Genomic DNA, 25,945 nt, shown 5'->3' with positions numbered 1-25,945 from the left:
TTCCCGGATCGCGGGGTTCCGGTCAGGACGGATGCGCGGCCTTGGCGCGATGGCGGGCGACGTTCACCCGGTTGGCGCAGCGGTCGGAGCAGAAGCGCCGCCGCCCGTTACGTGAGGTGTCCACGAAAACCCGCGGGCATTGTTCGCGGCCGCATCGCCCGATCCGGTGTGGCGCTTCGCAGTACAGTTCGGCCAGCCCGGCGGCGGTATAGGCCTTGACCCGTTCGTCGATCGGCGCGTCCTCGGCGGCGTAGTGCAGGTGCGGGGCCCTGCCGTCGTGGGTCGAGATATAGGGGCGACTGGTGGTTTCCGCCAGCAGCGTGTTGATCGGCTCGACCCCCGGAGCGCGGAACACCTCGTCGAGGCGGGCCGCCCAGCGCCGCAGTTCGGCGGCCTGCCTGGCGGTTACGGTGCCGACCGGTTTGTAGCCGGATTCGATCAGGAGCGCGGCCGGATCGTGGTCCGGGGAGGCATTGACCAGCCGGGCCGCCAATTCCGCCGCGGCGCCACCGTAAGGGTTGAAATGCATAGAACCATTACACCAGACTCGAGGGTATGACCATCGTCTGCCTGTCCTGTTCCTGGCCCGCACCCGGACTGGTGTCCGTACACGGCGCGGTGCGCTACTGGCGCTGCGTCTGCGGGCAGTGGCTGGTGACGGAGGGCGGCCGGGTCACGGCATCCGCGGGACACAGCGATCTGGCCGGTGATCGTGTGGCCGAATCGGACGGCGGGCCGGTACGGTCGGGGTAGGAGAGGGAGGTCCGATGAGAGTGCTCGTCCTGGGCGGATACGGGGCGGTGGGGCAGTATCTGGTCGATCTGCTCCGGGCCGACGGGATAGCGGTGCGCGGCGCGGGGCGTGACCCGCGTCGCGCCGACGTGGCCGTCGACCTGCGCGAGCCGGGATTACGCTCCTACCGGGCCGCGCTGGACGACGCCGATATCGTCGTCAATGCCTCCGGAGCCGAGGACCCGGACCTGGCGCGATCGGCCGCCGAGCGCGGTCGCGCGTTCGTGGACATCACCGCGTCCACCGAATACACCGCCCTGCTGGAGGCCTCGGCGTTCGAGGCCCCGGTACTCCTGAGCGTGGGGCTGGCGCCCGGACTCACCACGCTGCTCGCCGCGGCGGTCCACGAGCGGTCGCCGGGCCCGATCGATATCGCGGTCCTGCTGGGGGCGGGGGAGCACCACGGTGCGGCCGCCACGGAGTGGACCTACGGACTGCTGGGCCGGCGATTCCGCGCCGGGAACGAGACCGTCCGCAATTTCACGCGCCCGCGGAAATTCGAGCTACCCGGCCTCCGGCGCCGCCGGATGTTCCGGGCCGATTTCGCCGATCAGCACATCCTGACGCGCGGGCTGGGCGTGGACGTCCGTACCTACTTCGCACTCGACTCGCGTGCGGCGACGGCGGCGCTGGCGCTGGCGACGTGGGTCCCGGGTGCGGCCCGGATGCCACGGGGGCTGCCGCTGCCCGGTAGCGACGGATGGATCGTGCTGGCCCGCTCGGTATCCGGGCACGAGGCCTGGGCGCGCGGCCGCGGCCAGTCACGGGCGACCGCGCTGCTCGCCGCCGCGGCCGTACGCGCCACGGCGGGTCTGGCGCCCGGAGTGCATCATCTGCACGACGTCGTGACACTGGCCGACCTGCCCGGCGCGTCGGGGATCGAGACCGGAACCCGCGACGGTTCCGCGCCCGGATAGCCGGATCAGGCCTCGGGCGGGAGTATGGGGGAGGCGAAGACGTCTTCCAGCGGCGTCGGGCCGGTGTAGCGGCGGCAGTGGCACGGCACCCATTCCCGCAGCCCGTGCATACCCCGCCGGGAGGTTTCCGCGTGGCAGGTTCCGGATTCCCGGTCGTGCAAGGCCAAATCGTGTCCGCATCCGCACCGGGCGACCAGTTTCTTGTTCGTCCGGCGCCCGCGATGGCCGAATCGACCGCACGCCCAGCCGATGCCGAGCAGGCCGGCGCCGACGGCGAGGCTCAAGGGATCCACCATAAGAGCAGTGTAGGTATCCCCGCGGCCGGCGGCGTCCGGATCGGGCGGCCGGTGATCTGCCCTCCTGTCCCGATCTGTTTGCGGGAGAGCGGGATCGGCGTCAGGGAGGCCATCACCGAGGTAATCAGATCACGATACTCGGATATGCGCATCAGACTATGAGTGCGACCCACGAAGACCGGCGGCCCTCTGGCAAGGAAGGCCGGCCAGCGCCTCGGACCGTCGTCGGCGGACGGTGTGAAGTGTGGGGTCAGGCGGTTTCGAGGGTGGTGTGGACGGGGGTCGCGCCGGTGGTGAGATCCAGGACGGGGCAGTGGGCGTCCACCGCGGCCTGCAACTCGGCGTAGCGCTGCGGGGTTTCCGGGCCGGTGATCCGGACCCGCACCCGGACCGCCTGGAATCCGGCGCGGACCCGATCGTCGAGACCGAAGAAGCCCCGGACATCCAGATCGCCTTCCGCTTCGACGGACAGATCGTCGACCGTGATCCCCAGGCGCTGCGCCCAGAAGCGGTAGGTGACGATCTGGCAGGAGATCAGCGCGCCGAGATAGACCTCTACCGGGTTGGGCGCGGTGTCCTCGCCGCCCAGGGCGGGAGGTTCGTCGACCGCGAGGCGGTGCAGGCCCGCGGTGACGGTGCTGCCCACCGTGCCGTGCGGAGTTCCGGCGGCCCGGAAGACCACGGCGGCGCCGGCCGGGTTCTCGCGCACCGCTTTCGCGGTGGCCTCGGTGATGTCGTTGAGTGAGGTGGTGCCGCTGGTCATGGCGCGACAGTAGGGCCGGGATACCCGGGCAGCGAGGATTGCGCTCACGGGGAAGCGAATTGCCCGGGTGTCCCGGCGCCGCGAATTTTCAGAGCAGAGCCAGCAGCAGGCTGATGAGAGCGACCGATACCACCCAGAAGCCGATCAGTAATTGCCCGGAAACGGGTGCGGCGGGCGGATTGGCGGAGCGGGTTCGCGTGGCATGGTCGAACATCGCGGTGAGCGCGGGCATGGTGCACCTCCAGAGAAGTGTGGCTGCCTGACGAGAACCGGGTACCCGATCTCACGCGAATATTCCTCTGGACCGGAAAGAATCCGGCCGGACGTCCGTGCGGGACAGGAGAAGCGAACGGGCGGGGCAGCGGTGATCACCGCTGCCCCGCCCGTGGCGGCCCTTTCGACGAAGCCGGCCCCGGCGTTATTTCGCCAGATTGGCCTCGATCGCCTCGATGATGCGCGGCCGCAGTTCGGCGGCGCGGATCACCGCGTCGACCGAACCGACCTCGACCGCACGATGGATATCGTGCACGCGGTCGAATTCCGCGGCGACCTCACCGAGTTTCTCGGTGCGGACCGAGGACCGGAGCTCGTCGAGTTCCGCGGTGAGGGTCGCGCGATCGGTACCGGACGCGTTCGCGGCACGGACCTCCAGATCGCGGACCCGCGGATCGGTCGCGGTGCGCTTGTCGACCTCACCTGCGAACACCACCGCGGCCGCCGGTGCGCCACCGAGCACCGAGGCGAACGAACCCTCCAGCGCGAGCACGGTCATATTCGGGTTGAGCGTCTTGGAGAACACCACGAACGCGCCGCCGTGGTACCGCGAGATCACGGTGAACACGATGGGGCCCTCGAAGTTCACGATCGCGCGGCCGATCTCGGCGCCGTACTCCAGCTGCAGTTTGCGCATCGACTCCGGCGACCCGTCGAAGCCGGACAGGTTGGCCAGCACCACCAGCGGCCGGTTACCGCTGGCCGCGTTGATCGCCCGCGCGGCCTTCTTCGACGACCGCGGGAACAGGGTGCCCGCGGTGTAGGTGTCCGGGCCGTCGGTGGACGGGAAACCGCGGCGCGGCACACCCCGGGATTCGATACCCAGCAGGCATACCGGGATACCGCCGAGGTGCACGTCCTGGACCACCGAGGTCTCGGCGTCGGCCATCCCCGCCCAGCGTTCCAGCACCTCGTGGTCCTGGTCGGCGACCGCGCGCATCACCGTGCGGATATCGAACGGCTTCTTGCGGTCCGGATTCGCCGTGGCGGAGAAGATCTCGCCGACGGTGGTGAAACCGCTGTCCGCCATGACATGCGGGAAATCGGAGATATCGCGGTCCACCGGGTCGGTGGTCCGCGCCCGGCGCGGTCCCTGCTCGCCGGGGACCACATAAGTGTGGTCGTAGTGCGACATCAGCACGGCGCGGGCCGCCTGGAGATTCGGCGCCCAGTACTGCGCCTGGCCGTTGGGTCCCATCACCCGGTCGTAACCGCCGATACCGAAGTTGTCCTCGGCCGAGACACCGCCGGAGAAGTCCAGCGCCTGCTTGCCGGTGAGGACCATCGCCGAATCGGGGGTCATGACCAGGATGCCCTTGGTGTGCATGAGCATCGTCGCCTCGGCGTTCCAGTACGGCTGCGCCCCGACATTGATCCCCGAGACCACGATATTGATCTCGTTGCCGTCCTGGGTGAATTCGACGATGCGCTTGAGCGCGGCCGCCACCCAGTCCATGTTCTCGGTACCCGACGACATCGAGATCCGGGCGCCGGAGGACAGCGCGTACCACTCGAGCGGTACCTGCATCCGGTCGGCCAGATCCAGGGCCGCGATCACCCGGCGGCATTCCGGCTCCGACAGCGCGCCCAGCGATTTCGTCGGATCGCCGAGCAGTACCACGCGGGTGACGCCTTCGGGATGGCGTTCGGTCGGCGTGGTCACCACGCCCGCCACCATCGCCGCGGTATTGCGGCCCCTGGGCCGGTCCACCGGGACCAGCGCGTGGTCGGCGTCGAGGTCGTGTTCGACGAATTCGCCGAGCTGGCCGGTCAATTCGTAGGGGTAGACCGTATTGCGGCTACCGGCGCGCAGCACCTTCTGCCGGTATTCGTCGAGCGGTTCGACCGGATCGTCGGTGCGGTCGCCGACGGTGACCTCGGTGCCGCCGGTGGCATCGAAGGTGATCCGCAGCGCGAGCTTCATGAGCTCACCGGACTGCTCGTCGCGCTGGCGCGCGATGAGCAGGATCTCCTCCAGCCCTGACCCCGCCGTCGTCGGCCGGACGCGTTCGACGATCGCCTCCAGTTCGGCGCGGGTGATATCGATCGGCGGCCAGATGTACATGACGATGCGGTTGGTCTGGAACCGCTTGGCCGACGGCCGGCCCGCCTGCGCCCGGCGGATGGAGTCCAGGCAGGTGGCGATGGTGCTCTCCGCCGTGGGCAGCGCGACCAGCCGCCCGTCGTTCTCGCGCAGCGCGGTCAGGTCGCGGACCTGCGCGAAGGCGATGAGGCGCTCGTCGGCCTTGTTCTCCTTCGCCACACACCGGAACAGGTAGACCTCGTCGTCGTCGGAGGAGGGCAGGCGGGTGAGGTCGAACTTGTGCAGCCGCTTCATCTGCATCCGCTGCGCGATATACGGGTGCAGACCGCGGATCAGCCGCTCCTCGACCATGCCGGTCGCGGTGGGGCGGAAGGTGAAGTGGTGGTGCATAACGGCGCTGCCGCTGCCCGCGACGGTGGCGGTGATGCGATGGACCTGGTTGGGCAGCGGATGCGCGGCGAGCACATCCTGCAGCGCGGCCGCCATCGCGTCGAAATCCTCGGGCTGCTTCTCCCAGCCGAGGTAGATATCGGCCTCGATGGTCGCGGTGCCCGTGGCCAGTTCCGCGAGCCCGCGCAGCGTGGTGCCCAGGGCGTCGAACTTCACGGCGGCCGAAACCAGGCTCAGTCCACGGCGTTCGGCGACGACGAACGAGGCGCCGCCGGCTTCCTGGGTGCGGACATCGGACAGGTCCTTGTTGCCGTAGTAACGCCGGGTCAGCACCTCGAGCATCACCGTGTTGTCGGCGCTGCCGCGCGAGAGCCGCTGGCCGAGCAGGCGCACCAGCGGTTCGGTGCTGCGCACCATCTCCGAGATGCGGTCGGCGCGATCGGCGCTGGCGGGGTTCGCGTCCAGATGGCTGAGATTCTTGCGGACGTTGGTGTACACGCGGGCGCGGTTGCGCCGCAGCAGCGGCTGGCCGTACCAGGCGTAGACCAGGCCGCGGGCCAGGTCGGCGATGACGGGGAAGCGCACCTGGGTGGCCGCCACCAGCCGCTCGAGCGTGAGGCCGACCGGCTCGCGCAGAACCCGGTCCGGGACCGGCTCCCGCAGCCATTCGCGCAGCAGCGTGGTGATCACCGTGACGGTATCGGCCGGCCGCTGCTGGGCCAGGAAGATGCGGAACACCGCGGCTTCGAGATCGGGGGTGCGATCCAGCTCGCCGACACCGTAGTGACCCAGCGCCGAGGCGAGCTCGGCCCGGTAGGACTCCGGCAGTCCGGCCCGCTCCACATCGAGACTCTGCAGGTAGGTGTGGAAGTACTCGCGGGCGCTGTGCACATGCCCGGGCCCGCCGTCCTCGTCCCAGGACCGGTTGTGGCTGAGTTCGGCGAGGTCGGCGAAGACGCGGACCAGCTCGATCTCCTCGGCCAGCGGCCGGCGGTTGTCGGCGACGGCCGCGCGGCGCGCGACGAGGTAGTCCTCCACCACCCGGCGGTCGTCGTGCGGATCGACGTCGAAGCCCAGCAGCAGGCTGCGCAGATCCTGCTGGCCGCGCAGCAACTTCTCGTGCGGCCGGGCCTGCGTGGGATCGGCGGGCAGATCCAGTTCGACCGTCTCGGTGGCGGCGGTCTCCGCCTCCTCGTCGCCGTCGGCCAGCGGTTCCAGCCGCAGCAGGGGCGCACCGGTCTCGACCTGGGTGCCGACGGATACCGCGCATTCCTTGAGGCGGGCGCGGAACGGTGCGCGCAGCACCGTTTCCATCTTCATGCTCTCCAGTACCAGCACCGGAGCCCCGGCCTCCACCTCGGCGCCGACCTCCAGCGGGGTCGCGACGACCAGGGCGGGGGCGGGGGAGCGGACGACGCCGCCCTCGTCCCGGCTGACCCGGTGGGTGACACCCTCGACGTCCACCAGGTGGATCGGTCCGTGGGTGCCGGTGACCAGGCGGTACCGGATGCCGTTGACCACGATCTGCCCGGTGTGGCGGTCGAACCGTTCCAGGTCGACATCGGCGGTGCGGATATCGCCGGCGGCTTCGATGCCGATCCGGAAGCGGTGCGCGCCGATCCGCGCGACCCGCACCCGGTAGCTCGCACCGCGCAACTTGAGGTCGAGCGGACGGCCGCTCTCGTGCTGCACCTGCGGCCGGCCGCCGGAGGCGGTGGACAGCAGCCGCTGACGTTCGACGTGCTCCTCTTCCTCGTAGGCGTCGATGGCGGCGGCGGCCAGGGCGATGGCGGTGTGCTGATGGGAGACCAGGCGGCCTTCGCCGCGCACCCGGTCGATCCAGCCGGTATCGGCGCTGGCGTCGATGACCTCGGGCTGGTTCAGCAGGTCGAGGACGAAGCTCTTGTTGGTGGCGCCGCCCTCGATGATGACGCGGGTCTGCGCGACGGCGCGGCGCAGCCGGCCCAGCGCCTCGTCACGGTCGCGGCCGTAGGCGATGATCTTGGCGATCATCGAGTCGAAATCGGCGGGGATGGTGTCGCCCTGGCTCACGCCGGTGTCGACGCGGATACCCGGCCCGGCCGGCAGGTCCAGCAGCGCGATCCGGCCCGGGGCGGGCGCGAAATCGCGATCGGGGTCCTCGGCGTTGAGGCGCGCCTCGATGGCGTGCCCGCGTTCGGCCGGGGGCTCACCCTCGAGCCGGCCGCCGGAGGCCACGTGCAGCTGGGCGCGCACCAGGTCGAATCCGGTGGTGGATTCGGTGATGGGGTGCTCGACCTGCAGGCGGGTGTTGACCTCGAGGAAGGCGAAGAGCCGATCGCCGGGGTGGTAGAGGAACTCCACCGTCGCCGCGCCGCGATAGCCCACCGCTATCGCCAATCGCTCGGCGGAGGCCTTCAGCTCGTCGGCCTGGTCGGGCGCGAGCACCGGCGACGCCGATTCCTCGATGACCTTCTGGTTGCGGCGCTGCACCGAGCAGTCGCGCACGCCCAGGGCCCACGCGGTGCCCTGACCGTCGGCGATGACCTGGACCTCGACATGGCGCGCCCCGGTGACGAGCCGCTCCAGGAAGACGATGCCGCTGCCGAACGCGCGGGCCGCCTCCTGGCTGGTGCGCTCATAGGCGTCGACCAGCTCGGACTCATTGGTGATGACCCGGATACCGCGGCCGCCGCCACCGGCGGTCGCCTTCAGCATCAGCGGGTAGCCGATCTCGGCGGCGGCGGCGACCGCCGCGTCCACGGTCTCCACGGCGCCACGGCTCCACGGCGCCACCGGTACCCCGACCTCCTCGGCGATCAGCTTCGCGCCGATCTTGTCGCCGAGTTTGCGCATCGCGTCGGCGTCGGGGCCGATGAAGGTCACCCCGATCTGCTTGCAGAGCTCGGCGAACGCCGGATCCTCCGCGACGAATCCCCAGCCGACCCAGGCGGCGTCGGCGCCGGTGGCGACGAGCGCCTTCTCCAGCGCCTTCAGGTCCAGGTAGGGACGCGCGGACGCGGGTCCGAGATCGTAGGCGATATCGGCCTCACGCACGAACGTGGCGTTGCGGTCGACATCGGTGTGCAGCGCGACGGTTTCGATGGGCCGTGCGGTCTCCGCCGCGAGATCCCGGACAGCGTGGATGAGGCGCATCGCCGCCTCACCTCGGTTCACGATGGCGATACGGCTGAACACTCGCCCGTCTCCTTCCTCTCCTATGTGCGGGCCCGGTCGACGGGCGAGCCGGTTGCGGCTCTCGCTCTGCGTAGTGTGCACCCTCACTCCGCAGAAATGCACGGCGTACGGGTGCTACTGGCGCGTATCATGCGTGGCCGGTCTCCGCCAGGGTCTCCGGAGACCCGTTCACAGCGGCGGGAACGGGGGTACCGGAGATTTCCGTCCGTAATTCGGAGCGGCTTCCGCGACGGGCTGCTCCGGCGTCGCGAGAACCAGTGATCACCTGGTCACGGTGCCGTTCAGCTTACCGGCGCCCGCGCCCGCGCGCGGGCGCCGCGGCGACGTGTCGGGCCCCGGCGCGCGGGGCGCCGGGGCTTTCCGCTGTTCCGGATGCTCATCGACCGATCCGCCGCTACGCCGGGCCCACCCGGTGGCCGCCGCTCGGATCGGCGTAGCGCGCGCCGGTGACGGCGTGCAGTGCCTGCGCCATCTCCGTCACGACCCGGTACATGGCCTCGACCGCGGCCGTCTCCTCGGGATCGTCGGTCCACTCGTGCGCTCCGGTGGTGGTCATCGGTTTCCTCCTGTGGTCGTGGTGCCCGGAGTCCGGGTGTGGTGGCCGGTTCGGCGCTGGAAGGCGTCACCGGCCCGCAGCACCGCGGCCTCGGCGAAGTACGCGCCGGAGATCGACATCGACAGCGGGGTGCCGGCGGCCGACAGCCCGATCGGGACCGCCAGCGTGGGATTGCCCAGCGGGTTCCAATAGGGCGTGTGCAGCGACGGCAGCACACCGAGCGGATCGAGCGGGTCCATCTCGGCGAGCGCGGGGGCCCCGAGATGACCGGTCGGGGTGACGACCAGATCCACGGTGCCCAGTAGTTCGGCCATCCGCTGCCGCGCGATCTGCCGGACCCGCTGTGCCTGGACGTAATCGGAACCGCCGACTCCGGCCCCGCCCGCCAGGATGATCCGGGTCGGCCGGCCGTAGTCGCTCCAGCGGGTGCGCAGGTCCTCCCGGTGGTAGGCGTGCGCCTCGGCCAGCATGACGACGATATCGATCGCCGTCAGCTCCGGGTACATGGGCAGCTCGACGGGAACGATCTTCGCCCCCGCGTCCCGCAGCGCGTCCACCGCGGCGGTGAACAGTTCCGGCTGCGCGGGGTCGATACCGCCGGTGGCGTACCGGTCGAGATCGTCCACGCCGATGGTGACGCCGCGCAGGTCACCGGTGAGCGCGCCCGGGTAGTCGTCGATCGGCGCCGGCGCGCTGTAGGGGTCGGCGGCGTCGTATCCGGCGAGGGCGGCGAGGACGACCGCGCAATCGGCGGCGGTGCGTGCCATCGGGCCGATATGGTCCAGTGTGTAGCCGAGGGGCACCACCCCGGATTTCGGGACCCGCCCGAAGGTCGGTTTCAGGCCGGTGATCCCGTTGAACGCCGCGGGGATACGGATACTGCCGGCGGTATCGGTGCCGATCGCGGCGCAGAACATCCCGGCCGCCACACCGCTTCCCGAACCCGAACTCGATCCACCGGCCCAGCGCGCCGTATCCCACGCGTTGCGCGGTACCGGGAACGGTTTGCCGGGATCGGGTGCCCCGATGGCGAATTCCATGGTGGTGGTCTTGCCGGTGATGATCGCCCCGGCCTGTTCCAGCCTGCGCACCACCGCGCAGTCGCCGGTCGCCGCGCCCCACGCGGGGTCCAGCACCAGGCTCTGGGCGGTCGTGGGGCCGCGCGAATGCGCGAGAATATCCTTGACACCCACCGGTATTCCCTCGAGCGGTCCCAGTGGCAGGCCCGCCGCGATCTTCTCGTCGGCCCGGGCGGCGGCCGCCCGGGCGTGATCGTCGAACCGGGTGAGGTAGACGCCGATCGCCTCGTCGGCGGCATCGGCCGCGGCGATCGCCTGTTCGACGAGTTCGGTGGCGGTGACCTCCCGCTCCCGCAGTGAATGTGCGGCGGCGGTGAGGGTGGGCAAGGTGGTGGCGGGTACTGCGGTGGTCATGGATCTCCTCGTTGCGGCGGGTCGGGGTGTGCGCGGCCGGTCCGGCCGGTGGTCAGGCGCGTAGCGCGGCGGTGACGTCGATACGGGGAATACCGCCGATCGCGAGCTGGATCTCGCCCCGGCAGGTGCCGAGCGCGTAGTCGACCGCGGCACCGGTGTGGTCGCGGATCGTCTGTTCGACCAGCAGCACCGGTTCGCCGGGCAGGACGTGCAGGAGAGCGGCGGCGCAGTCGTCGGCGGCACCGGCTTGGACGCCGACATCGCAGGCGCTGATATCGATACCGCCGGTATGCAGCAGGGTGTAGAAATCGTCGCGGAACGCCGACTGGTCCACACCGGCGGCCTCGGCGGCGCGCAGATAGTTGGTGAACACGGAGATCGGCCGTTCGTCGAGCAGCAGGACGTACTCGATACAGAGACAGTCGGCGCCTTCGGCGACGCCGGTGAGCCGTCCGGCGATCACCGGCGGCGCCGGTGCCCACGCCCAGTGCAACAGCCGCGGCGTGATCCGGCCGAGTGCCAGATGCTGTTCGAGCGACCGGCCGGCGGGCGGCAGCGCGCCGGCCACGACGTATTCCTCGCGTATCGGCACCGTGCCCAGGCCGCGCCTGCGTTCGATCAGGCCGTCGCGGCGCAGCAGATCCAGCGCGGCCCGGACGATATCGCGGGAGACCCGGTGCCGGGCCATGAGATCGGATTCACCGGGCAGCCGGCCGGAACCGAACGCGCCCGCGCGCAGCTCCGCGCGGAGCAGATCACGCAACCGGCGGGCCGTCAGCTGTCCCGAGGTCGGTAGCAGGCGGCGGACCTGGTCCCGGAAGACCGGACGGTCGCGGGCCGCGTCACCTGGGTCCAGGCGTTCGCGTGATTCGGCGGTGTGGCGCATATCCGAAGGGTGCGACCGCACCCGGTTACGCGACAAGGATCGTGCGTAAACGTCCGGTTACGCCCGGCGTTCGCCGGATCGCACGGCTCCGACCTGCGCTTTCCGGTACCCGCGCGACTGGTTGCGCGGCGCACACCCGAAGGCGCGCGGGCGGGGCCGGGGTCTGCGAGCGACTTACGCGGGTCGCGCGCCGGCGGGCGCGGTGGCCCGGAGCGCGGGCGGTGCGGCGCCGGTCAGGCCGGTGGTTCGTCCGGGACGCGGACCGCGATCTCGCCGCTGAGGGTGTGACCGCCGGTGAGGCGCAACCGGTCGCCGCTCCAGAAGCGGCCCGGGTCGTACCAGTCGGGGTCGCGGTTCTGCGGGAGCAATCCCATCGCCTGATAGGTCGCCGCCACGATCTCCGCGCAGTAGGCGTTCTCCACCTCCCGCGCCGCGGGCCGGCGGGAGTGGCGGCGCGGTAACCGGATCCGGCCGCGGAACCAGCGCCCGGCGAGGGTGGCGGTGGACGGGAAGGGGGTGCCGTCGAGACGTGCGACGGTGCGCAGCGCGCCGTCCTCCATCCCGGCGGTGGCCGGTGGCTCGAGCTGGCGCAACCAGGCCTGCTGACCGTATCGGTTGGCCCACACCAGAACCGCGTCGCGCAGATTGTGCAACTGCGCGCCGCGGTGCGCGGTGCCCGACCACATATCCGGCAGCGAACGTCCGAGTTCCGCGTGCCAGATCAGCGCCGGCAGATCGTCGATCACCACCGACATCCCGACATGGTTGACCGGACTGTTCGTCGTCATCCGAATCATCCGGTCGGCCGTGGAATGTCCACGGAACAGCCAGATATCGCCCGTTCTGGTGATCTCGACAGCCCGATCGAGATCGATGCCCGCACCCGCCATGGAACGTAGCCTATGCGTATGAGGTGGTGGAAGGTACTGGGATTGGCGGGTGCGGCCGGTGTGGTGGCCACCGGTGCGGTGGTGGTGCGCGCCGAGCGGCGCCGCCGCGCCTACACACCGGATCAGGTCCGCGAACAGTTGCACGCCCGGTTCGCGCAGGCGGCGGCCGAGGAGACCGCGGACGCCGGGGAGACCGAATCCCGGCTCACGCGGCTGCGGACACGGATGCGCGCGCTCTTCCGGCGCCGGATTCCGGGGCGCGGCACCCGAAACTGAAAAGGCGGCCACCGCCGCGCAATGGAATCGAGGGTCCGGTGGTTATTCGCCCGATGGCGCCCGGCGATATGGCCGCATGGGATATCGATCACTGCGCTCGGAGATGCGGACCGCCCTGATCGGAGGAATAGTCGTATTCGCGTGGAATGCGATTAGCTACCACATCACCGGGCGCGATCATTATGCCGTGATAATCCGAGTGCATTGGATTACCCAATCCGGCGTGATTTCAATCCTGCTCGCCGATTCCGGTCCGGATGGTCGCGGGTGACGTCCTGTGCGAGCTCGCGCGCCCTGGTCGCCGGCGAGGCCTGGATCTGCGAAATGCTCACGCCCCGTACGGCTTCTGTCCGAGCGCCCGGTCCGGCGAGTACCTCGCGGGCCGGGCGCGCACGGAGCCCGGACGCCGTCGCCGATTCCGGACCCCGCGCCCCCGGAAGGCCCGAAATATGCGAACCGCATGTTGTTCGCCGAATAATTGCCCGGTCCGCGTGATCGGCGGTCGAAATGCGGTATCCGCTGGCATTTCGAGCCTTCGTGGAGAATTGCCGGGGGAATAAGGGTGATCCGGTGCGCGGCCCGGCTGCCGATATCGGAATCGCACCGCCGTCCGGCGGGATTCACATCGGTCCGGCGTGGCCGCGAAATAGGCCTATCGAGTAACTATGCAGGTAGAGAGGCTGTAGGAGTATTGGACGATCCGGCCGCATCGTGAATTTCTCGCCCGAATTCTCCCGTTACAAATACGTCACGATACTATCGCCCCCCGTGACGGACACGATGGTGAGAGCGGACGAGGCGCCCGCGGGCGAGCAACCTCGGGCCGGCAGGCCCCGGCGCGGGCGATGGGCGGGGTGGGTGGCCCTGATCGGAGGCCTGTTCGCGACCCTGCTGGCCGTTGCCGTACCGCTGTTACCGGTGCACGTCGACAAGACCACGCTGACCTGGCCGCAGGAGGGTTCGACCCGCAGTATCAGCGCGCCGCTGGTGTCGTACGCGCCGCGGACCTTCGATGCCACCGTCCCGGGCCCGGCGCTGCGCACGCTGGCCGATCGCGGCGGCCAGGCCGTGGCGACCATGCCCGCGGGCGCGCCCGATCTGGAGAAGTACGGTTTCGTCGCCCGGGTGCAGCCGGGCCCGGGCCGGGAGCCGGCCCGGCTCGAAGTGGTGCTGCGCAGCCAATCGGTGTTCAGCGTGCCGGTGGACGAACTCGATGACGCGGTCCTCACCGTGCACTCCGACAACACCTCCACCACCGCCGAACTCACCGGAACGGGTATCGAACCGGTGTTCCTGGGCGGTGACTTCCGGCCGCAGGTGGTCGGGGTGTTCAGTGATCTGCGCAGTTCCGGGGGCGCATCGGCGAGCGTGGAGGTGGACAGCCGGTTCTCGGTCGAGCCGACACTGCTCAAACGCGCCGCGACCGTGCTGGCGGTCGTCCTGGCCGTGATCTCGCTCGGGGCGCTGTACCGGCTGGACCGGTCGGGCCGCGGTGGGCTGCGCTGCCTGCTGCCGCAACGCTGGCGGACCTTCTCGGTGATCGACGGTGTGGTGCTGGGGACGCTGCTGCTGTGGCATTTCATCGGATCGACCACCTCCGACGACGGCTACCAGTTCGGGATGGCCAGGACCTCGCTGGTCTCCGGGTACATGGCCAACTACTTCCGGTTCTTCGGGGTCCCGGAGAACCCGGTCGGCACGCCGCCCTACGACGTGATCGCCCATATGACCGAGATCAGTACGGCCAGCCCCTGGATGCGGCTGCCCACCCTGCTGGCGGCCGTGCTCACCTGGCTGGCCCTGAGCCGGGAGGTGATACCCCGGCTCGGAATCCGGCTGCGCCACGACAGGGTGGTGGTGGCGACGGGCGCCCTGGGCTTCCTCGCCATCTGGCTGCCCTACAACAACGGGTTGCGGCCCGAGCCGATCATCGCGGCCGCCGTCCTGCTCACCTGGGTCTTCGTCGAACGCGCCATCGCGACCGAGCGGCTGCTGCCGTATGCGGTGGCGATCCTGATCGCGGCTTTCAGCCTCACCGCGGCGCCGTCGGGGGTGATCTGTCTCGCGCCGCTGCTGGCGGGCGCGCGGTCGGTGGTCCGGTTCGGGGTCCGGCGGGCGGCGGAGATCGCGGGGAGTGGCCGCAGTTCCCGGACCGTCCGGTGGACGGTCTACGGCGCGCTGCTGGCGCCGCTGGCCGCGGCGGGCACCCTGGTGCTCGTCTTCGCGTTCGGCGTGCAGCCGCTGTCGGCGATGTTCGAGATGACGCGGGTGCACAACGCGGTCGGGCCGGCGGTGCCGTGGTACGACGACTACCTCGCCTACCAGCGGCTGTTCACGCCCACCGCCGATGGTTCGATCGGCCGCCGGTTCGGGGTGGTCGCGATGTGGCTCGGCCTGCTGGTGTGCGCGTTCGTGATCCTGCGCAAGGGCGGGCGGATGCCGTTCGTGGCGTCCGGCCCGGCGAAACGCCTGCTGGGCATCACCTTCGGGGCCATGCTGCTGATGGCGACCGTCCCCACGAAGTTCACCCATCACAACGGTGTGTTCGCGGGCCTGGCCGGTGCCGTGGCGGTGGTGACCGCGGTGGCCGTGGGTCCGAAGGTGATGCGCGCCCCGCGCTACCGGGCGCTGTTCGCCGCCATCGTCGCGATCGCCCTGGCCCAGATCTTCACCGGGGTCAACAAATGGTTCTACGCTTCCGGGCACGGTATCCCGTGGTGGAACACCCCGCCGGAGATCGCCGGGGTGGGCCTGAGCCAGATCTTCCTGACCATCGCGGTGCTGTGCCTGGCGCTGGCCGCGTGGTGGCATGTGCGGGCACCGGAACCCGGAACACCGCATCGCGTATCGGTGCGTTCCTGGCGGCTGATCAAGATTCCACCGCTGACCGTGGCCGCGGCCTTGATCGTGATCTTCCAGGTGGGATCGTTCGCCACCGCGGCGGCGACCCAGTATCCGGCGTTCTCGCTGGCCCGCTCGAATATCGACGCGTTGCGCGGTAAACCCTGTGGCCTGGCCGAGGACGTTCTGGTCGAAACCGACCCGAATGCCTCCATGCTCGCCCCGCTGACCGGAAGCCCGGCCGAGACCTTCGCCGCCGGCGCGACCGGGTTCGTGCCCGGCGGGGTCGGCAATGTCACCTCCGACGACGACAAGGAGGGGTCCGACGACGAGGACGACAGTATCGCCGCGTCGCTCAAGGATTCGTCGGCCACCGGTACCAGCACACAGACCGGCGGCGACCCGCTGCCCTTCGGTCTCGCGCCCACCACGCCGGTGCTGGGCAGTGTCGGGCAGACGGAATCGGCCGAGCTGACCACCGGCTGGTACCGCCTGCCCGCACCGGCCGACCGTGCGGGCGTTCTCGCGCTGACGGCTGCGGGCCGGTTCCGGGCCGTGACGCAGGACGGTTCGGTGATGCCGGGCCAGCCGGTGGATATCGAATACGGTGTCGCGGATTCCGCGACCACCGCGCGGTCGCTGGGAACGGTGATGCCCATCGATATCGGACCCACGCCGTCCTGGCGGAACCTGCGGGTGCCGCTGGACCAGATCCCGGACCAGGCCGATGTGGTGCGGATCGTGGCCGCGGACAAAACACTCGATCCGCAGCAGTGGATGGCGCTGACGCCGCCGCGGATCCCGCAGACCCGCACGGTCGACGAATTGATCGGGTCGGACAGTCCGGTGCTGCTGGACTGGGCGGTGGGTCTGCAGTTCCCGTGTCAGCGGCCGTTCGATCACAATCACGGGATCGCCCAGGCCCCGGGCTGGCGCATCCTGCCCGATCGCCCGCTGGCCAATGCCACCAACCTGTGGCAGAGCCATGACGGTGGCGGCCCGCTCGGATGGAGCCGGCAGCTGCTGCGTTCGCAGACGCTGGCCACCTATCTGAAGGACGACTGGAGCCACGATTGGGGCCAGCTGCAACGACTGACCCCGCTCGATACCGCCGCGCGCCCGGGGATTCCGGAGGTCGGCCGCGAAACCCACTCCGGACTGTGGAGCCCCGGGCCGATCAACGTCGACTGGTAGACGCGGTGTAGGCCCCGTGCCGCCCGGTCAGCAGTTGGACGGCGCGGGGTCGCCGCGGAATCGGCCCTCCAACCACCACAGAACCTGCGGGACTCCGAGGACGGCCGCGGACAGGTGTTCCGGGGACAGCGTGTTCTCCGCTTGGACCCGGACTCCCGCCGCGCAGTAGCGACGATTCGTCCGCAGGATGGAATCCACCGGAATCAACGGGTCGGAGGCCGAATGCCATTCGATGATGGGCATATTCGGGATTCCGTCGAAGAACTCCAGGCTGTTCTCCTCAACGACGGCCCGGGCGTCCGGATCGGTCACCATCGACATACTGCTCGCGTATTCCACGATGCTGCGGCCGGCGCCGGTGGCGAGTATCTCGTTCGTGCAGCCGTTGGCGACGGTGTTGCGGGCGGAGAGGCCCCGCACGTTCATGGATTCGCTGATCGGGAAACGGTCGGGATATTCGCGTTCCAGGCCGATACCGGCGGCCATCAAGAGACCGAATGCCGGATGCGGACCGGTGTTGACCGCCTCGAGCATGCGCACCAGATTCATCGGCACGCCACCGGTCGCGGCGCCGGCGATCTCGAGTTCGGGGGCGTAGCGCGGGGCGAGCGCGGCCGCCCAGGCCGTCGCCATCCCGCCACCGGAGTACCCGGCCATGGCGACCCGGCTGTTCTGGAGTCCGAGCCCGGCCGCCCGCACCGCGCGGATGTTGTCGAGGGTGATCTGTCCACCCAGCCGGGCCGCGCCGTAGGCGAAGGTCGGGCCGAGGTGGTCGGGGAGCGCGACGCTCCAGCCGCGGGCCAGTACCGCGTTGAGCGCGGCCGCCTCGCGAACCTGCAGGGTGGGGTCGGGCGTGTAGAGGACCCGGGAGACCGCGCACTGGGCGCCGAGGCCGTTGATGATGTGCTGATAGGACAGCAACGGTCCGTCCGGAGCGCGCCATTGCGGAGTGAGCACCGTGGTGGTGGCCGCGATCGGCAGTCCCCGGGAATTGTTCGACCGGAATTTCACCAGGGTCACGGTGGTGCCGGGAAATATGGGCAGTGGCGGCATCACCCGGGAATCGAGTAATTCGCCCGGAGATTTATCCGAGATATCCGCGGGCGCCGAATAGAACGGGTCGGGATCGGGTGCCGGATACACGGGGGCGGCGGCGGCTGGAGGCGCACCGGTCCCGGACAGTACGGTGAGACTGCCCAGGAGTAGTGCGCCGATGGTGAGTACGACTAGATTTCGATCGATCGTCGGAATCTGCACGCGATAAGTATTACGGCAGGTCCGCGCGGATTCGGGAAATGCGGTCGCTGATTGTTGTGTGTCGTGTCCACCGCGTTCAGGCCGATTCCGCGCCCGATCCCAGGCGTGGGAAAGGTTCGGTGGAGAACACGATCTCCACCGCCACTTCGAAATACGCCGCGATCCGCAGGGCCAGGTGCAGACTGGGACTGTATTCCCCGCGTTCGAGGTATCCGATCGTCTGGTAGTGCACGCTCAGCGCCTCGGCCAGTTGCCGCCGCGAGATGCCGCGCTCGGCGCGCAGCATCGCGATGCGGTTGTAGATGACCTCAGAAGGCACGCTGCATCGCCTTCTCGCGGCGCGCGGCCATTCGCGAACCGGACTCGTGTCGTGCCATGCGGCGCAACACTACCGGCGCGATGATCAGGCCGGCGACGGCCCAGGCGCCCAGTACCGCCACGGTCTCGGCATGCCGCCAGGATTCGCCGATCTCGACGTGTACCGCGTCGGGTGGGAGCAGCGCCGACCGCATCCCGAGCCCGGCCCAGTACATCGGGAACGCCTGGGCCGCGACCTGTAACCAGCCCGGCAGCGCCGTGATCGGGTAGAAGATGCCGGATATGGCGATGAGTCCCATGAGCGGCATCGACAGCAGGAAGGTGGAGCGGGCTCCGTCGAGCACGGCACCGAGGATCGCCCCCGCGGGCAGGGATGCGAGCAGGCCGAGTAGCAGGACCCAGGCGAAAGTCGCCCACGCGCCCGGTGAGTCCGGTGCCGTTCCGCCGATGAGCAGTGCACCCGCGAGCAGGATGACCAGAACCTGCACCACGACCGAACCCGCGGCGGCGACGACCTTGCCGACGAAATAGCCCGTTATCCCGTGCGGTGCGCTCTTGGCACGCAGGACGGTGCCGTCCTCGCGGTCGAGCGTCATCACCGTGGCGAGGGCATAGAGTCCGTTGAAGGCGATGATGCTGCCGAGCAGACCGGGGACGGCCAGTTCGGCGATGGAGAACCCGCTGGCGCCGTAGTCGCGATCGCGCAGCAGATACAGCGCGGCCAGGGAGATGGCGGGAGTGAGGAACTGGCCGAGCAGATCGGGTACGTGGGTGAACATCTGACGCAGTTCGATCCGGCCGCGGACCAGCCCGGCGCGGACGGCGTATGCGGTGGGATTCATCGGGTGACCTCCGCGAGCGTGTGGACCTCGGTACCGGCCTTGCCGGCTTCGTGCCGGCGGACCAGTGTCATATAGGTGTCTTCCAGAGAGGCACGGCGGACCTCGAGTTCGCCGACCTGATCGCCGTACTGCTCGAACAGTTCGTGGACGAATTTCGCCGATTCGGTGGTGGTGTGCACGAAGCGCTGATCGTCCACGGTCCAGCGCACTTCGGAATCGCCGGATACCGACCGCGACAGTTCGTCGGGTGATCCGTCGGCGATGATCCGCCCGCCCGCCAGGATGAGGATCCGGTCGGCGATCTTCTGCGCCTCGTCGAGATCATGGGTGGTGAGCAGGATCGTGGTGTTCTCGAGATCCGCGAGCCGGTGCACGAGATCGTGGAAATCGCGCCGGGCCGCGGGATCGAAGCCGGCGGTGGGCTCGTCCATGAACAGCAAGTCCGGCCGTCCGACGACGCCGATCGCGACATCGAGGCGGCGGCGCTGACCGCCGGAGAGTGTGCCGATCGCGGCGTCCGCGTGTTCGGTGAGCCCGACCAGCTCGATGAGTTCGGCGGTGTCCCAGGGTTTGCGGACCCGGTCGGTGGAGTAGGGCCGGTAGAACTCCCCGAGATGGCCCAGCAGTTCGCGGACCCGCCATTTGGCGTGATCGCGCCACGACTGCAGGACTACCCCGATGCGGGCCCGCCACTGTTCGCCGCCGTGTTCGGGGTCGGTGCCGAGCACGGTCACGCGACCGGCCGACCGCGCGCGGAACCCCTCGAGGATTTCGAGGGTGGTGGTCTTGCCCGCGCCGTTGGGGCCCAGCATCACCAGCACTTCGCCGCGGCGCGCCCGGAAGGACACATCGCGGAGTACGTCGGTGGTGTCGTAGCGCATGCGCAGGGCGTCGACCTCGAGTACCAGGTCGCCGGTCGAAGTCATGAGAACCTCCCGAGTAATCATCCTTCGATGATTTGTAGCATACCTACTACATTCGAGAGCGGCAATGCTCCGAGTTGGTCGTTCTGGACAGTTCGGGAGGGTCGCGGCCGGACGGTCAGGCGTCCGGGGACGTGGGGGAGAACACCGCCACCAGGAAGTCCGAGTTCGCGAAGAAGGGGCGCAGATCCCAGGTGGACAGCAACAGGTCCGCGGTGAGACCCGCGGCGTCGGCATCGGCGTGGAACTCGTCGAAGTCGTAGCCGCGACCCGCGCCGAACCCGGTGACCACCCGCCCGCCCGGCGCCAGATGGCGGGTGAATCCGGCCAGGACCGCGCCCCGGGTGTCCGGTGCCAGGAAGGTCATCACATTGCCCGCGCAGACGATCACATCGAAACCGGCCTCGATACCGCGGGCGGGTAGGTCGAGAACGGCGAGGTCGCCCACGAGCCACCGCGGGCCCGGATAGTCGGCCTCCGCGGCGGCGATGAGCACCGGATCGAGGTCCACGCCGACCACCGAGTGGCCCGCGTTGTGCAGATGCCCGCCCAGCCGCCCCGGGCCGCAGCCCGCGTCGAGCACTCGCCCGCGCCGCCCCAGCATCGCGTCGATCAACCGCGCCTCACCGAAGATGTCGTGGCCCTCGGCGGCCAGGGTGCGGAATCGCTGCACGTACCACTGCGAATGGGACGGATCGGCGGCGGTGAGCTCTTCCCACCGGTTGCGGACCCGGTCCTGTGGGGTGTGCGCGTTCATCGGTCTCTCCTCGCCGGGCGCCCGGGGCGGCTGCCCGGTACCGGACTGTACGGGCCGTACCCGGCCACCGCGGCGCCCCGGGCGCGATCACATCCGCTGTTCGTAGACCGTCGCGAGATCACGCAGCGCCCCGGCGGCGTCACCGGTGAAACTCGATCCGTGCATCACCGCGAGGGTGGCCGGACGCAGTGCGGCGAGCCGGTGCAGCGCGGCGGGAACCGCGGGTCCCAGTGAGGTCGCGTGGAAGACGTCCTCGGCCTGTTCCGCGGGCCCTACCGGGTCGGCGCCGGTGACGGCGGGCCCGTCGCCCAGCTGCGTCATCAGATCGCCGCAGAACAGCACGCCGGTGGTCTGCTCGTAGAGCACCCGCGATTCCCAGTTGTGCGGCGCGTGCGGGGTATCGAAGTGCTGGATCCGGCGCCCGCCGAGATCCAAGACCTCCCCGTCGTCCAGCCGGCGCGGCAGGCGGTCGGCCAGATCGTCGAGCGAGACCTGGCAGCCGAGGACGCCGTGCGCGACCGTGGCGTGCGGAGCGGCTGCCAGGAAGAGGTTCATCGCCCCGCATTCGTCGGCCTCCACGTGCCCGAAGGTGATCCAGCGCAACTGCTCGACCGGCCGGATCCGCGCGATCGCCGCCGAGACATCCGGGAACAGGGCCCGCATCCCGGTATGGAACAGCAGCGGTTCGTCGGCGTCGACGAAGAACTGGTTGAAGGTGAATCCGGTGGGTCCGAGATCGGGAACGAAGGTGGAGAAGCGGTAGATGCCGTCGGCGATCTCGTCTGTTCGGAGTGGCATGAGTGACTGTCCCGGGTAGATCCGGCCCCCGCTGCGGAATCCCCGGATCCGGGTGCGTGTACCCGGATCCGGGCGACGGAACGCGTATCGGTAACCGGTTCCGATTCTACTGCGGCACGGCGATACGCCGGGACAGGGCGCGGATCATCTCCGTCGCCACCACCGCGTGGCCGCTGGTCGTGAAATGGATGAGATCGGCGCTCATCAGATCGGGCCGGTGCCGGACGGGATGATCCCAGAAGTCCACGGTGACGGCGTCGTAGCGCAGTGCGATATCCCGGACGATCGCGTTGAGCTCGGCCATCCGGTCCCGCATGGCGCGCATGGGCGCCATCCGGTCGGTTCCCCAGACATCGGCGACGGTGAAGGTGCAGAGCTGCGCACCGGTTGTCGCCAGCGCCGCGAACAGGGCCTCGAGATTATCGCGGAGGGTCGTGACGTCACCACCCGGCCCGAACAGATCGTTGCCGCCGCAGGAGATGTGGACGAGGTCCGGGCCGAATTCCAGCACCCGGGCCAGCTGGTCTTCGATCACCTGGCCGGAGGTGGCGCCGATCCGGCCCGTGTTCAGGTATTCCGAGTCCGGCACCGCGGCCGCCAGTGTCTCCGCGACGCGCTGTGCCCAGCCGATGTCGCGGTAGCCGGGGCTGGGGTCTCCGGTGCCCCGGGCGAGGGAGTCCCCGAGCACCGCGTACCGGCGCCACGGGGCTCCGGCCAGCAGTTCGCGTGCGGTGTCCGGCGAGATCAGCATCGGATCGTCGAGTTCGGTATGGGCGAGGTGGTCGGTCATGGCTGCTCCGGTCGTGTCGTCGCCGATAAAGAAGTACGAACGTTCGTAAACAAAAATACGACCGATCGTTCGTATTCACAAGACGGGAATGTCAGAATGGGGCGCATGGTGGAGACGACCGGCGATCAGCGCCTGGCCAAGGGGGCGCGATCCCGCGCGGCGATCGCGCGCCACGCCGCGGATATGGCGTCGGTCGAAGGGCTGAACGGCGTGAGTATCGGCCGTCTGGCCGCCGATCTCGGGATCAGCAAGAGCGGTATCGCCACCCTGTTCAAGACCAAGGAGGCCCTGCAACTGGCGGCGGTCGGGGCCGGGCGGCAGGTGTTCCTCGATCGGGTGGTCACCCCGAGCCTGCGGGAACCGCGCGGCCTGCCCCGGGTCCGTGCCCTGATCGACCGCTGGCTCGACTACCTCACCGACCCGCCGTTTCCCGGTGGTTGTTTCCGGACCGCGGTCCTGGCCGAATTCGAGAGCCGGCCCGGCGCGGTGCGCGACGCCGTGGCCGCCGACCACGACGAGTGGCTCCGGTTCCTGGCCGGCGAGATCGGGAAAGCGCAGGAGGGCGGTGCGCTGTCCGGCCGCGACCCGGTCGAATTCGCCTTCGAACTCGACGCCGTGGCCGGTGCCGCGAACACCGCCCATCAGCTGGGAGACGAGGCCCGGGTGGCGTTCGCGCGGCGCATCATCGACCGGCTGCTGACGGTGCCGGACGCGGCGGCCGAGTAGGGCGGTGCCCGGCGTCGCCTAGCCTGTGGGCGGGCCGGGTGCACCGGCCCGAGACCCCGTACCCGAATCGCGGAAAGGGCCGATGTGCCGATAGAGCTGGAGTTGTCGACCGACGAACTGCTGTCCACCACCCGCGCCGTGCGCAAACGCCTCGACCTCGACCGTGAGGTCCCCCTCGAGGTCGTCCGCGAATGCCTGGAACTGGCGGTGCAGGCGCCGAGCGGCTCGAACAGTCAGGGCTGGCACTGGGTGGTCGTCACCGACGCCGGACAGCGCCGGGCTCTGGGTGAACTGTACCGGCGGGCGTTCGAGCAGTACGCGGCGTCCGCGAGTTTTCCCGGCAATCAACCCGGCGGGAACACCGCCGCCGACGTCACCCGGCAGCGGATCGCGAGTTCGGCGACGTATCTGGCGGAGAAGATGGGCGAGGTGCCCACCCTGCTGATCCCGTGCCAGGAGGGCCGGGTGGACGAGGCTTCCAGTGTGCGGAGCGCGTCGTACTGGTCGTCGTTGTTCCCGGCGGTGTGGAGTTTCTGCCTGGCGGCGCGGTCGCGTGGACTCGGAACCACGTGGACCACACTGCATCTGCAGTACGAGCGGGAGGCCGCCGAGGTGCTGGGGATTCCGTACGACAAGGTCTCCCAGGGTGCGTTGATCCCGGTCGCGTACACCCTGGGCACGGAGTTCAAACCGGCTCCCCGCAAAGACCTGGACCGTATCGTCCACGTCGGCGGCTGGTAATCGCGCGTGCGGGTGGGGGAGCGGCGCCGGTGTTGGACTCGAGGTGCGGGCAATGGCTGACCGGTCGGCGCGCGGCGGCGAGGATGACCCCATGACCCAGACCGCGCCGTCTCCGGACCTGGTGGTGGCCGAGCGCTACCGCGATCCCGCCCCTGCAGCACCCGCCGAATGGAACCGGGTGCTGCAGGTACTGCACGAGCACCGCTCCGTCCGCCGCTATCTGCCCGAACCCCTGCCCGACGGCGTGCTGGAACTGCTCGTCTCGGCGGCCCAATCGGCGCCCACCTCCTCGAATCTCCAGGTGTGGAGTGTGGTGGCGGTGCGTGATCCGCAGCGCAAGGCCCGGATCGCCGCGCTGGCCGGCGATCAGGAACAGATCCGGCAGGCGCCGCTGCTACTGGTGTGGACCGCCGACCTCGCCCGGCTGCGCGGCCTGGCCGCCGACCGCGGCGCGCCACTGGAGGGCGCCGACTATCTCGAATCGAGCTACGTGGCGTTCCTGGACGCGGCGCTGGCCGCGCAGAACGCGGTGGTGGCGGCCGAATCCCTGGGGCTGGGCACCGTGTACATCGGGGCGATCCGCAACAATCCGGAACAGGTCGCGGCCGAACTGGCGCTGCCCGCAGGAGTATTCGCCGTGGTGGGTCTGGTGGTCGGGCGCCCGGATCCGGCCGAGGGCGCCCGGGTGAAACCACGCCTGCCGCAGGCCGCGGTCCTGCACGAGGAGACCTATTCCGCGGACGGCCGGCGCGAGCATTTGAGCGAGTACGAACGCCGTATCGCGCAGTTCTACGCCGAACAGGATCTTGCGCACTCGTGGTCGGAACGGGTGCTGGCCCGGCTCGCGTCGGCGGAATCGCTCAAAGGGCGCGACCGTCTGCGTGAATCGCTGGCCGCCCGGGGTTTTCCGCTGCGCTGACCGGTCCCTTCCCCCTAGCCGGCCCGGTCGTGGCAGACCCGGCGTGGTTTCGATCAGGCTGAGCGGACCCATCGCCCGCCGGGCCGGCGGGTGGTCGACTGGTGTGATGAGCTACGGACCCCACGACCTGTCCTATACCGCCGCCGGTAACCGATACGAGAGAATCCCCTACCGGCGCACCGGGAATTCCGGTCTCGACCTCCCCGCCTTTTCCTTCGGTCTGTGGCAGAAATTCGGCAGCGACTATTCCGCCGCGACCCAGCGCGAGATCATCCTGCGGGCCTTCGATCTCGGCATCACCCATTTCGACAACGCCGACCGCTACGGTCCGCCGCATCGCGCCGCCCAGCAGAACTTCGGGCGCGTTCTGGGCGCCGATCTCGCGCGCTACCGCGACGAACTCATCCTGTCGACCAAGGCCGGGAACCCGATCGGGCCGAGCCCCTACCTGCGGGGCGGTTCGCGGAAATCGCTGCTCACCTCGCTCGAGCACAGCCTGCGTGATCTGGGCACCGACTATGTCGATATCTTCTACCACCACAGCCCGGATTCCGGTACGCCCCTGGAGGAGACCGTGGGCGCGCTGGTCTCGGCCGTCCAGCAGGGTAAAGCGCTCTACGTGGGGATCTCGAACTATCCGCCCGAACGCGCCCACGCCGCCGCCGAACTGCTCCGCGCGGCCGGTGTCCCCCTGCTCATCCACCAGGCCCGGTACTCGATCTACGACCGGCGGCCCGAGCGCAACGGCCTGCTGGAGACCGCCGACCAGGACGGGTTCGGGGTCATCGTGTACTCGCCGCTGGCCCAAGGCCTGCTCACCGATAAATACCTGGACGGTATCCCCGACGGCGCGCGGGCGCAGAACAGCACCTTCCTGTCACCGGATGTGATCGACGAGACCTACCGGGCGCGGACCGCCGAACTCGCGAAACTCGCGGCGGCCCGGGGGCAGTCGCTGGCCCAGCTCGCCCTCCAATGGGTGCTGCGACGGCCGGAGGTCACCTCTGCGCTGATCGGTGCCAGCAGTACCGCGCAGCTCGATCACAATATCGCCGCGGTGGATTTCCCGGAACTCACCGACGACGAACTCGCGCTGATCGACGAACACGGAATCCACGGCACCGGACTGAATCTCTGATCGGCCCT

Annotated in this window: 24 protein-coding genes; 8 read left to right on the top strand and 16 right to left on the bottom strand. The window is 69.7% G+C overall.

Translation table 11 applies throughout. The annotated features are described in order from the left end of the window. Positions 1 to 22: 22 nt before the first annotated feature. Entirely contained in the window at positions 23 to 529 is a 507-nt protein-coding gene (locus tag ACZ6SF_RS08165) for a CGNR zinc finger domain-containing protein (protein WP_466061253.1), read from the bottom strand. Between the two features lie 26 nt (positions 530 to 555). Between ACZ6SF_RS08165 and ACZ6SF_RS08160 the strand changes: the two genes are divergently transcribed. Both ACZ6SF_RS08160 and ACZ6SF_RS08155 read left to right on the top strand, forming a co-directional pair. Then, on the top strand, positions 556 to 753 hold the full coding sequence (locus tag ACZ6SF_RS08160; RefSeq protein ID WP_466061252.1) for a hypothetical protein: 198 nt from the start codon (positions 556 to 558) through the stop codon (positions 751 to 753). Between the two features lie 14 nt (positions 754 to 767). After that, positions 768 to 1,709 carry an NAD-dependent epimerase/dehydratase family protein gene (locus ACZ6SF_RS08155; protein ID WP_466061251.1) on the top strand — a complete coding sequence of 314 codons (942 nt, stop codon included), beginning with the start codon at positions 768 to 770 and terminating at the stop codon, positions 1,707 to 1,709. Positions 1,710 to 1,714: 5 nt separating this feature from the next. On the opposite strand, the gene ACZ6SF_RS08150 is transcribed toward ACZ6SF_RS08155, so the two are convergent. From ACZ6SF_RS08150 to ACZ6SF_RS08115, 8 genes are all read right to left on the bottom strand, one after another. After that, a complete protein-coding gene (locus ACZ6SF_RS08150) occupies positions 1,715 to 2,005 on the bottom strand; it encodes a hypothetical protein (RefSeq protein WP_466061250.1) in 291 nt (96 codons plus the stop codon). Between the two features lie 250 nt (positions 2,006 to 2,255). Continuing rightward, positions 2,256 to 2,768, bottom strand: coding sequence for an OsmC family protein (locus tag ACZ6SF_RS08145; protein ID WP_466061249.1), 513 nt, complete (start codon positions 2,766 to 2,768; stop codon positions 2,256 to 2,258). 88 nt (positions 2,769 to 2,856) lie between these two features. Continuing rightward, positions 2,857 to 3,000, bottom strand: a complete 144-nt coding sequence (locus ACZ6SF_RS08140) for a hypothetical protein (protein ID WP_466061248.1) — start codon at positions 2,998 to 3,000, stop codon at positions 2,857 to 2,859. A gap of 186 nt (positions 3,001 to 3,186) precedes the next feature. Next, on the bottom strand, positions 3,187 to 8,652 hold the full coding sequence (locus ACZ6SF_RS08135) for an ATP-binding protein (RefSeq protein ID WP_466061247.1): 5,466 nt from the start codon (positions 8,650 to 8,652) through the stop codon (positions 3,187 to 3,189). Positions 8,653 to 9,046: 394 nt separating this feature from the next. Continuing rightward, positions 9,047 to 9,208, bottom strand: a complete 162-nt coding sequence (locus ACZ6SF_RS08130) for a hypothetical protein (RefSeq protein ID WP_466061246.1) — start codon at positions 9,206 to 9,208, stop codon at positions 9,047 to 9,049. Continuing rightward, positions 9,205 to 10,641 (bottom strand): amidase, encoded by a 1,437-nt coding sequence (locus tag ACZ6SF_RS08125; protein WP_466061245.1) that lies wholly within the window; start codon positions 10,639 to 10,641, stop codon positions 9,205 to 9,207. The genes ACZ6SF_RS08130 and ACZ6SF_RS08125 overlap by 4 nt, the downstream gene beginning before the upstream one ends. Before the next feature lie 52 nt (positions 10,642 to 10,693). Beyond that, positions 10,694 to 11,527: a GntR family transcriptional regulator gene (locus ACZ6SF_RS08120; RefSeq protein WP_466061244.1), complete on the bottom strand. Its 834-nt coding sequence runs from the start codon at positions 11,525 to 11,527 to the stop codon at positions 10,694 to 10,696. 233 nt (positions 11,528 to 11,760) lie between these two features. Beyond that, complete coding sequence (locus ACZ6SF_RS08115; RefSeq protein ID WP_466061243.1) at positions 11,761 to 12,417, bottom strand: hypothetical protein; 657 nt, start codon at positions 12,415 to 12,417, stop codon at positions 11,761 to 11,763. Positions 12,418 to 12,435: 18 nt separating this feature from the next. On the opposite strand from ACZ6SF_RS08115, the gene ACZ6SF_RS08110 reads away from it, so the two are divergent. Further along, entirely contained in the window at positions 12,436 to 12,693 is a 258-nt protein-coding gene (locus ACZ6SF_RS08110; RefSeq protein WP_466061242.1) for a hypothetical protein, read from the top strand. 780 nt (positions 12,694 to 13,473) lie between these two features. Further along, complete coding sequence (locus ACZ6SF_RS08105) at positions 13,474 to 16,728, top strand: arabinosyltransferase domain-containing protein (RefSeq protein WP_466061378.1); 3,255 nt, start codon at positions 13,474 to 13,476, stop codon at positions 16,726 to 16,728. A 27-nt stretch (positions 16,729 to 16,755) separates the two neighbouring features. On the opposite strand, the gene ACZ6SF_RS08100 is transcribed toward ACZ6SF_RS08105, so the two are convergent. The 7 genes from ACZ6SF_RS08100 to ACZ6SF_RS08070 all read right to left on the bottom strand — a co-directional run bounded on the left by ACZ6SF_RS08100 (position 16,756) and on the right by ACZ6SF_RS08070 (position 22,413). Beyond that, entirely contained in the window at positions 16,756 to 17,979 is a 1,224-nt protein-coding gene (locus ACZ6SF_RS08100) for a lipase family protein (protein ID WP_466061377.1), read from the bottom strand. 82 nt (positions 17,980 to 18,061) lie between these two features. Continuing rightward, positions 18,062 to 18,304: a helix-turn-helix transcriptional regulator gene (locus ACZ6SF_RS08095; RefSeq protein ID WP_466061241.1), complete on the bottom strand. Its 243-nt coding sequence runs from the start codon at positions 18,302 to 18,304 to the stop codon at positions 18,062 to 18,064. Beyond that, positions 18,294 to 19,145 (bottom strand): ABC transporter permease, encoded by an 852-nt coding sequence (locus ACZ6SF_RS08090; protein ID WP_466061240.1) that lies wholly within the window; start codon positions 19,143 to 19,145, stop codon positions 18,294 to 18,296. Before ACZ6SF_RS08090 ends, ACZ6SF_RS08095 begins: the two co-directional genes overlap by 11 nt. After that, positions 19,142 to 20,071: an ABC transporter ATP-binding protein gene (locus ACZ6SF_RS08085; RefSeq protein ID WP_466061239.1), complete on the bottom strand. Its 930-nt coding sequence runs from the start codon at positions 20,069 to 20,071 to the stop codon at positions 19,142 to 19,144. The genes ACZ6SF_RS08090 and ACZ6SF_RS08085 overlap by 4 nt, the downstream gene beginning before the upstream one ends. 115 nt (positions 20,072 to 20,186) lie before the next feature. Next, positions 20,187 to 20,825, bottom strand: a complete 639-nt coding sequence (locus ACZ6SF_RS08080) for a class I SAM-dependent methyltransferase (RefSeq protein WP_466061238.1) — start codon at positions 20,823 to 20,825, stop codon at positions 20,187 to 20,189. A gap of 87 nt (positions 20,826 to 20,912) precedes the next feature. Next, positions 20,913 to 21,623 (bottom strand): oxygen-binding di-iron domain-containing protein, encoded by a 711-nt coding sequence (locus tag ACZ6SF_RS08075; RefSeq protein ID WP_466061237.1) that lies wholly within the window; start codon positions 21,621 to 21,623, stop codon positions 20,913 to 20,915. Positions 21,624 to 21,729: 106 nt separating this feature from the next. Then, entirely contained in the window at positions 21,730 to 22,413 is a 684-nt protein-coding gene (locus ACZ6SF_RS08070; RefSeq protein WP_466061236.1) for an SGNH/GDSL hydrolase family protein, read from the bottom strand. 105 nt (positions 22,414 to 22,518) lie between these two features. Here ACZ6SF_RS08070 and ACZ6SF_RS08065 point away from each other — a divergent pair, with 105 nt between their 5' ends. The 4 genes from ACZ6SF_RS08065 (at position 22,519) to ACZ6SF_RS08050 (ending at position 25,937) form a co-directional block, all read left to right on the top strand. Further along, on the top strand, positions 22,519 to 23,139 hold the full coding sequence (locus ACZ6SF_RS08065; protein ID WP_466061235.1) for a TetR/AcrR family transcriptional regulator: 621 nt from the start codon (positions 22,519 to 22,521) through the stop codon (positions 23,137 to 23,139). A gap of 90 nt (positions 23,140 to 23,229) precedes the next feature. Further along, complete coding sequence (locus tag ACZ6SF_RS08060; protein ID WP_466061376.1) at positions 23,230 to 23,880, top strand: nitroreductase family protein; 651 nt, start codon at positions 23,230 to 23,232, stop codon at positions 23,878 to 23,880. Between the two features lie 91 nt (positions 23,881 to 23,971). Further along, a complete protein-coding gene (locus ACZ6SF_RS08055; protein WP_466061234.1) occupies positions 23,972 to 24,799 on the top strand; it encodes an NADPH-dependent oxidoreductase in 828 nt (275 codons plus the stop codon). A 106-nt stretch (positions 24,800 to 24,905) separates the two neighbouring features. Then, complete coding sequence (locus tag ACZ6SF_RS08050) at positions 24,906 to 25,937, top strand: aldo/keto reductase (protein ID WP_466061233.1); 1,032 nt, start codon at positions 24,906 to 24,908, stop codon at positions 25,935 to 25,937. Positions 25,938 to 25,945 lie beyond the last annotated feature (8 nt).

It is taken from the genome of Nocardia sp. NPDC049935, assembly GCF_055586645.1.
This window is presented reverse-complemented; position numbering and strand designations above follow the sequence as displayed.

Bases quoted from the DNA above. Each gene is read 5' to 3' on its own strand.
- ACZ6SF_RS08140 (WP_466061248.1), bottom strand. From the start codon at position 3,000: ATGCCCGCGCTCACCGCGATGTTCGACCATGCCACGCGAACCCGCTCC.
- ACZ6SF_RS08105 (WP_466061378.1), top strand. From the start codon at position 13,474: ATGGTGAGAGCGGACGAGGCGCCCGCGGGCGAGCAACCTCGGGCCGGC.
- ACZ6SF_RS08080 (WP_466061238.1), bottom strand. From the start codon at position 20,825: ATGAACGCGCACACCCCACAGGACCGGGTCCGCAACCGGTGGGAAGAG.
- ACZ6SF_RS08070 (WP_466061236.1), bottom strand. From the start codon at position 22,413: ATGACCGACCACCTCGCCCATACCGAACTCGACGATCCGATGCTGATC.
- ACZ6SF_RS08150 (WP_466061250.1), bottom strand. From the start codon at position 2,005: ATGGTGGATCCCTTGAGCCTCGCCGTCGGCGCCGGCCTGCTCGGCATC.
- ACZ6SF_RS08055 (WP_466061234.1), top strand. From the start codon at position 23,972: ATGACCCAGACCGCGCCGTCTCCGGACCTGGTGGTGGCCGAGCGCTAC.
- ACZ6SF_RS08120 (WP_466061244.1), bottom strand. From the start codon at position 11,527: ATGCGCCACACCGCCGAATCACGCGAACGCCTGGACCCAGGTGACGCG.
- ACZ6SF_RS08065 (WP_466061235.1), top strand. From the start codon at position 22,519: ATGGTGGAGACGACCGGCGATCAGCGCCTGGCCAAGGGGGCGCGATCC.
- ACZ6SF_RS08090 (WP_466061240.1), bottom strand. From the start codon at position 19,145: ATGAATCCCACCGCATACGCCGTCCGCGCCGGGCTGGTCCGCGGCCGG.
- ACZ6SF_RS08085 (WP_466061239.1), bottom strand. From the start codon at position 20,071: ATGACTTCGACCGGCGACCTGGTACTCGAGGTCGACGCCCTGCGCATG.
- ACZ6SF_RS08115 (WP_466061243.1), bottom strand. From the start codon at position 12,417: ATGGCGGGTGCGGGCATCGATCTCGATCGGGCTGTCGAGATCACCAGA.
- ACZ6SF_RS08130 (WP_466061246.1), bottom strand. From the start codon at position 9,208: ATGACCACCACCGGAGCGCACGAGTGGACCGACGATCCCGAGGAGACG.
- ACZ6SF_RS08125 (WP_466061245.1), bottom strand. From the start codon at position 10,641: ATGACCACCGCAGTACCCGCCACCACCTTGCCCACCCTCACCGCCGCC.
- ACZ6SF_RS08110 (WP_466061242.1), top strand. From the start codon at position 12,436: ATGAGGTGGTGGAAGGTACTGGGATTGGCGGGTGCGGCCGGTGTGGTG.
- ACZ6SF_RS08075 (WP_466061237.1), bottom strand. From the start codon at position 21,623: ATGCCACTCCGAACAGACGAGATCGCCGACGGCATCTACCGCTTCTCC.
- ACZ6SF_RS08160 (WP_466061252.1), top strand. From the start codon at position 556: ATGACCATCGTCTGCCTGTCCTGTTCCTGGCCCGCACCCGGACTGGTG.
- ACZ6SF_RS08145 (WP_466061249.1), bottom strand. From the start codon at position 2,768: ATGACCAGCGGCACCACCTCACTCAACGACATCACCGAGGCCACCGCG.
- ACZ6SF_RS08050 (WP_466061233.1), top strand. From the start codon at position 24,906: ATGAGCTACGGACCCCACGACCTGTCCTATACCGCCGCCGGTAACCGA.
- ACZ6SF_RS08155 (WP_466061251.1), top strand. From the start codon at position 768: ATGAGAGTGCTCGTCCTGGGCGGATACGGGGCGGTGGGGCAGTATCTG.
- ACZ6SF_RS08165 (WP_466061253.1), bottom strand. From the start codon at position 529: ATGCATTTCAACCCTTACGGTGGCGCCGCGGCGGAATTGGCGGCCCGG.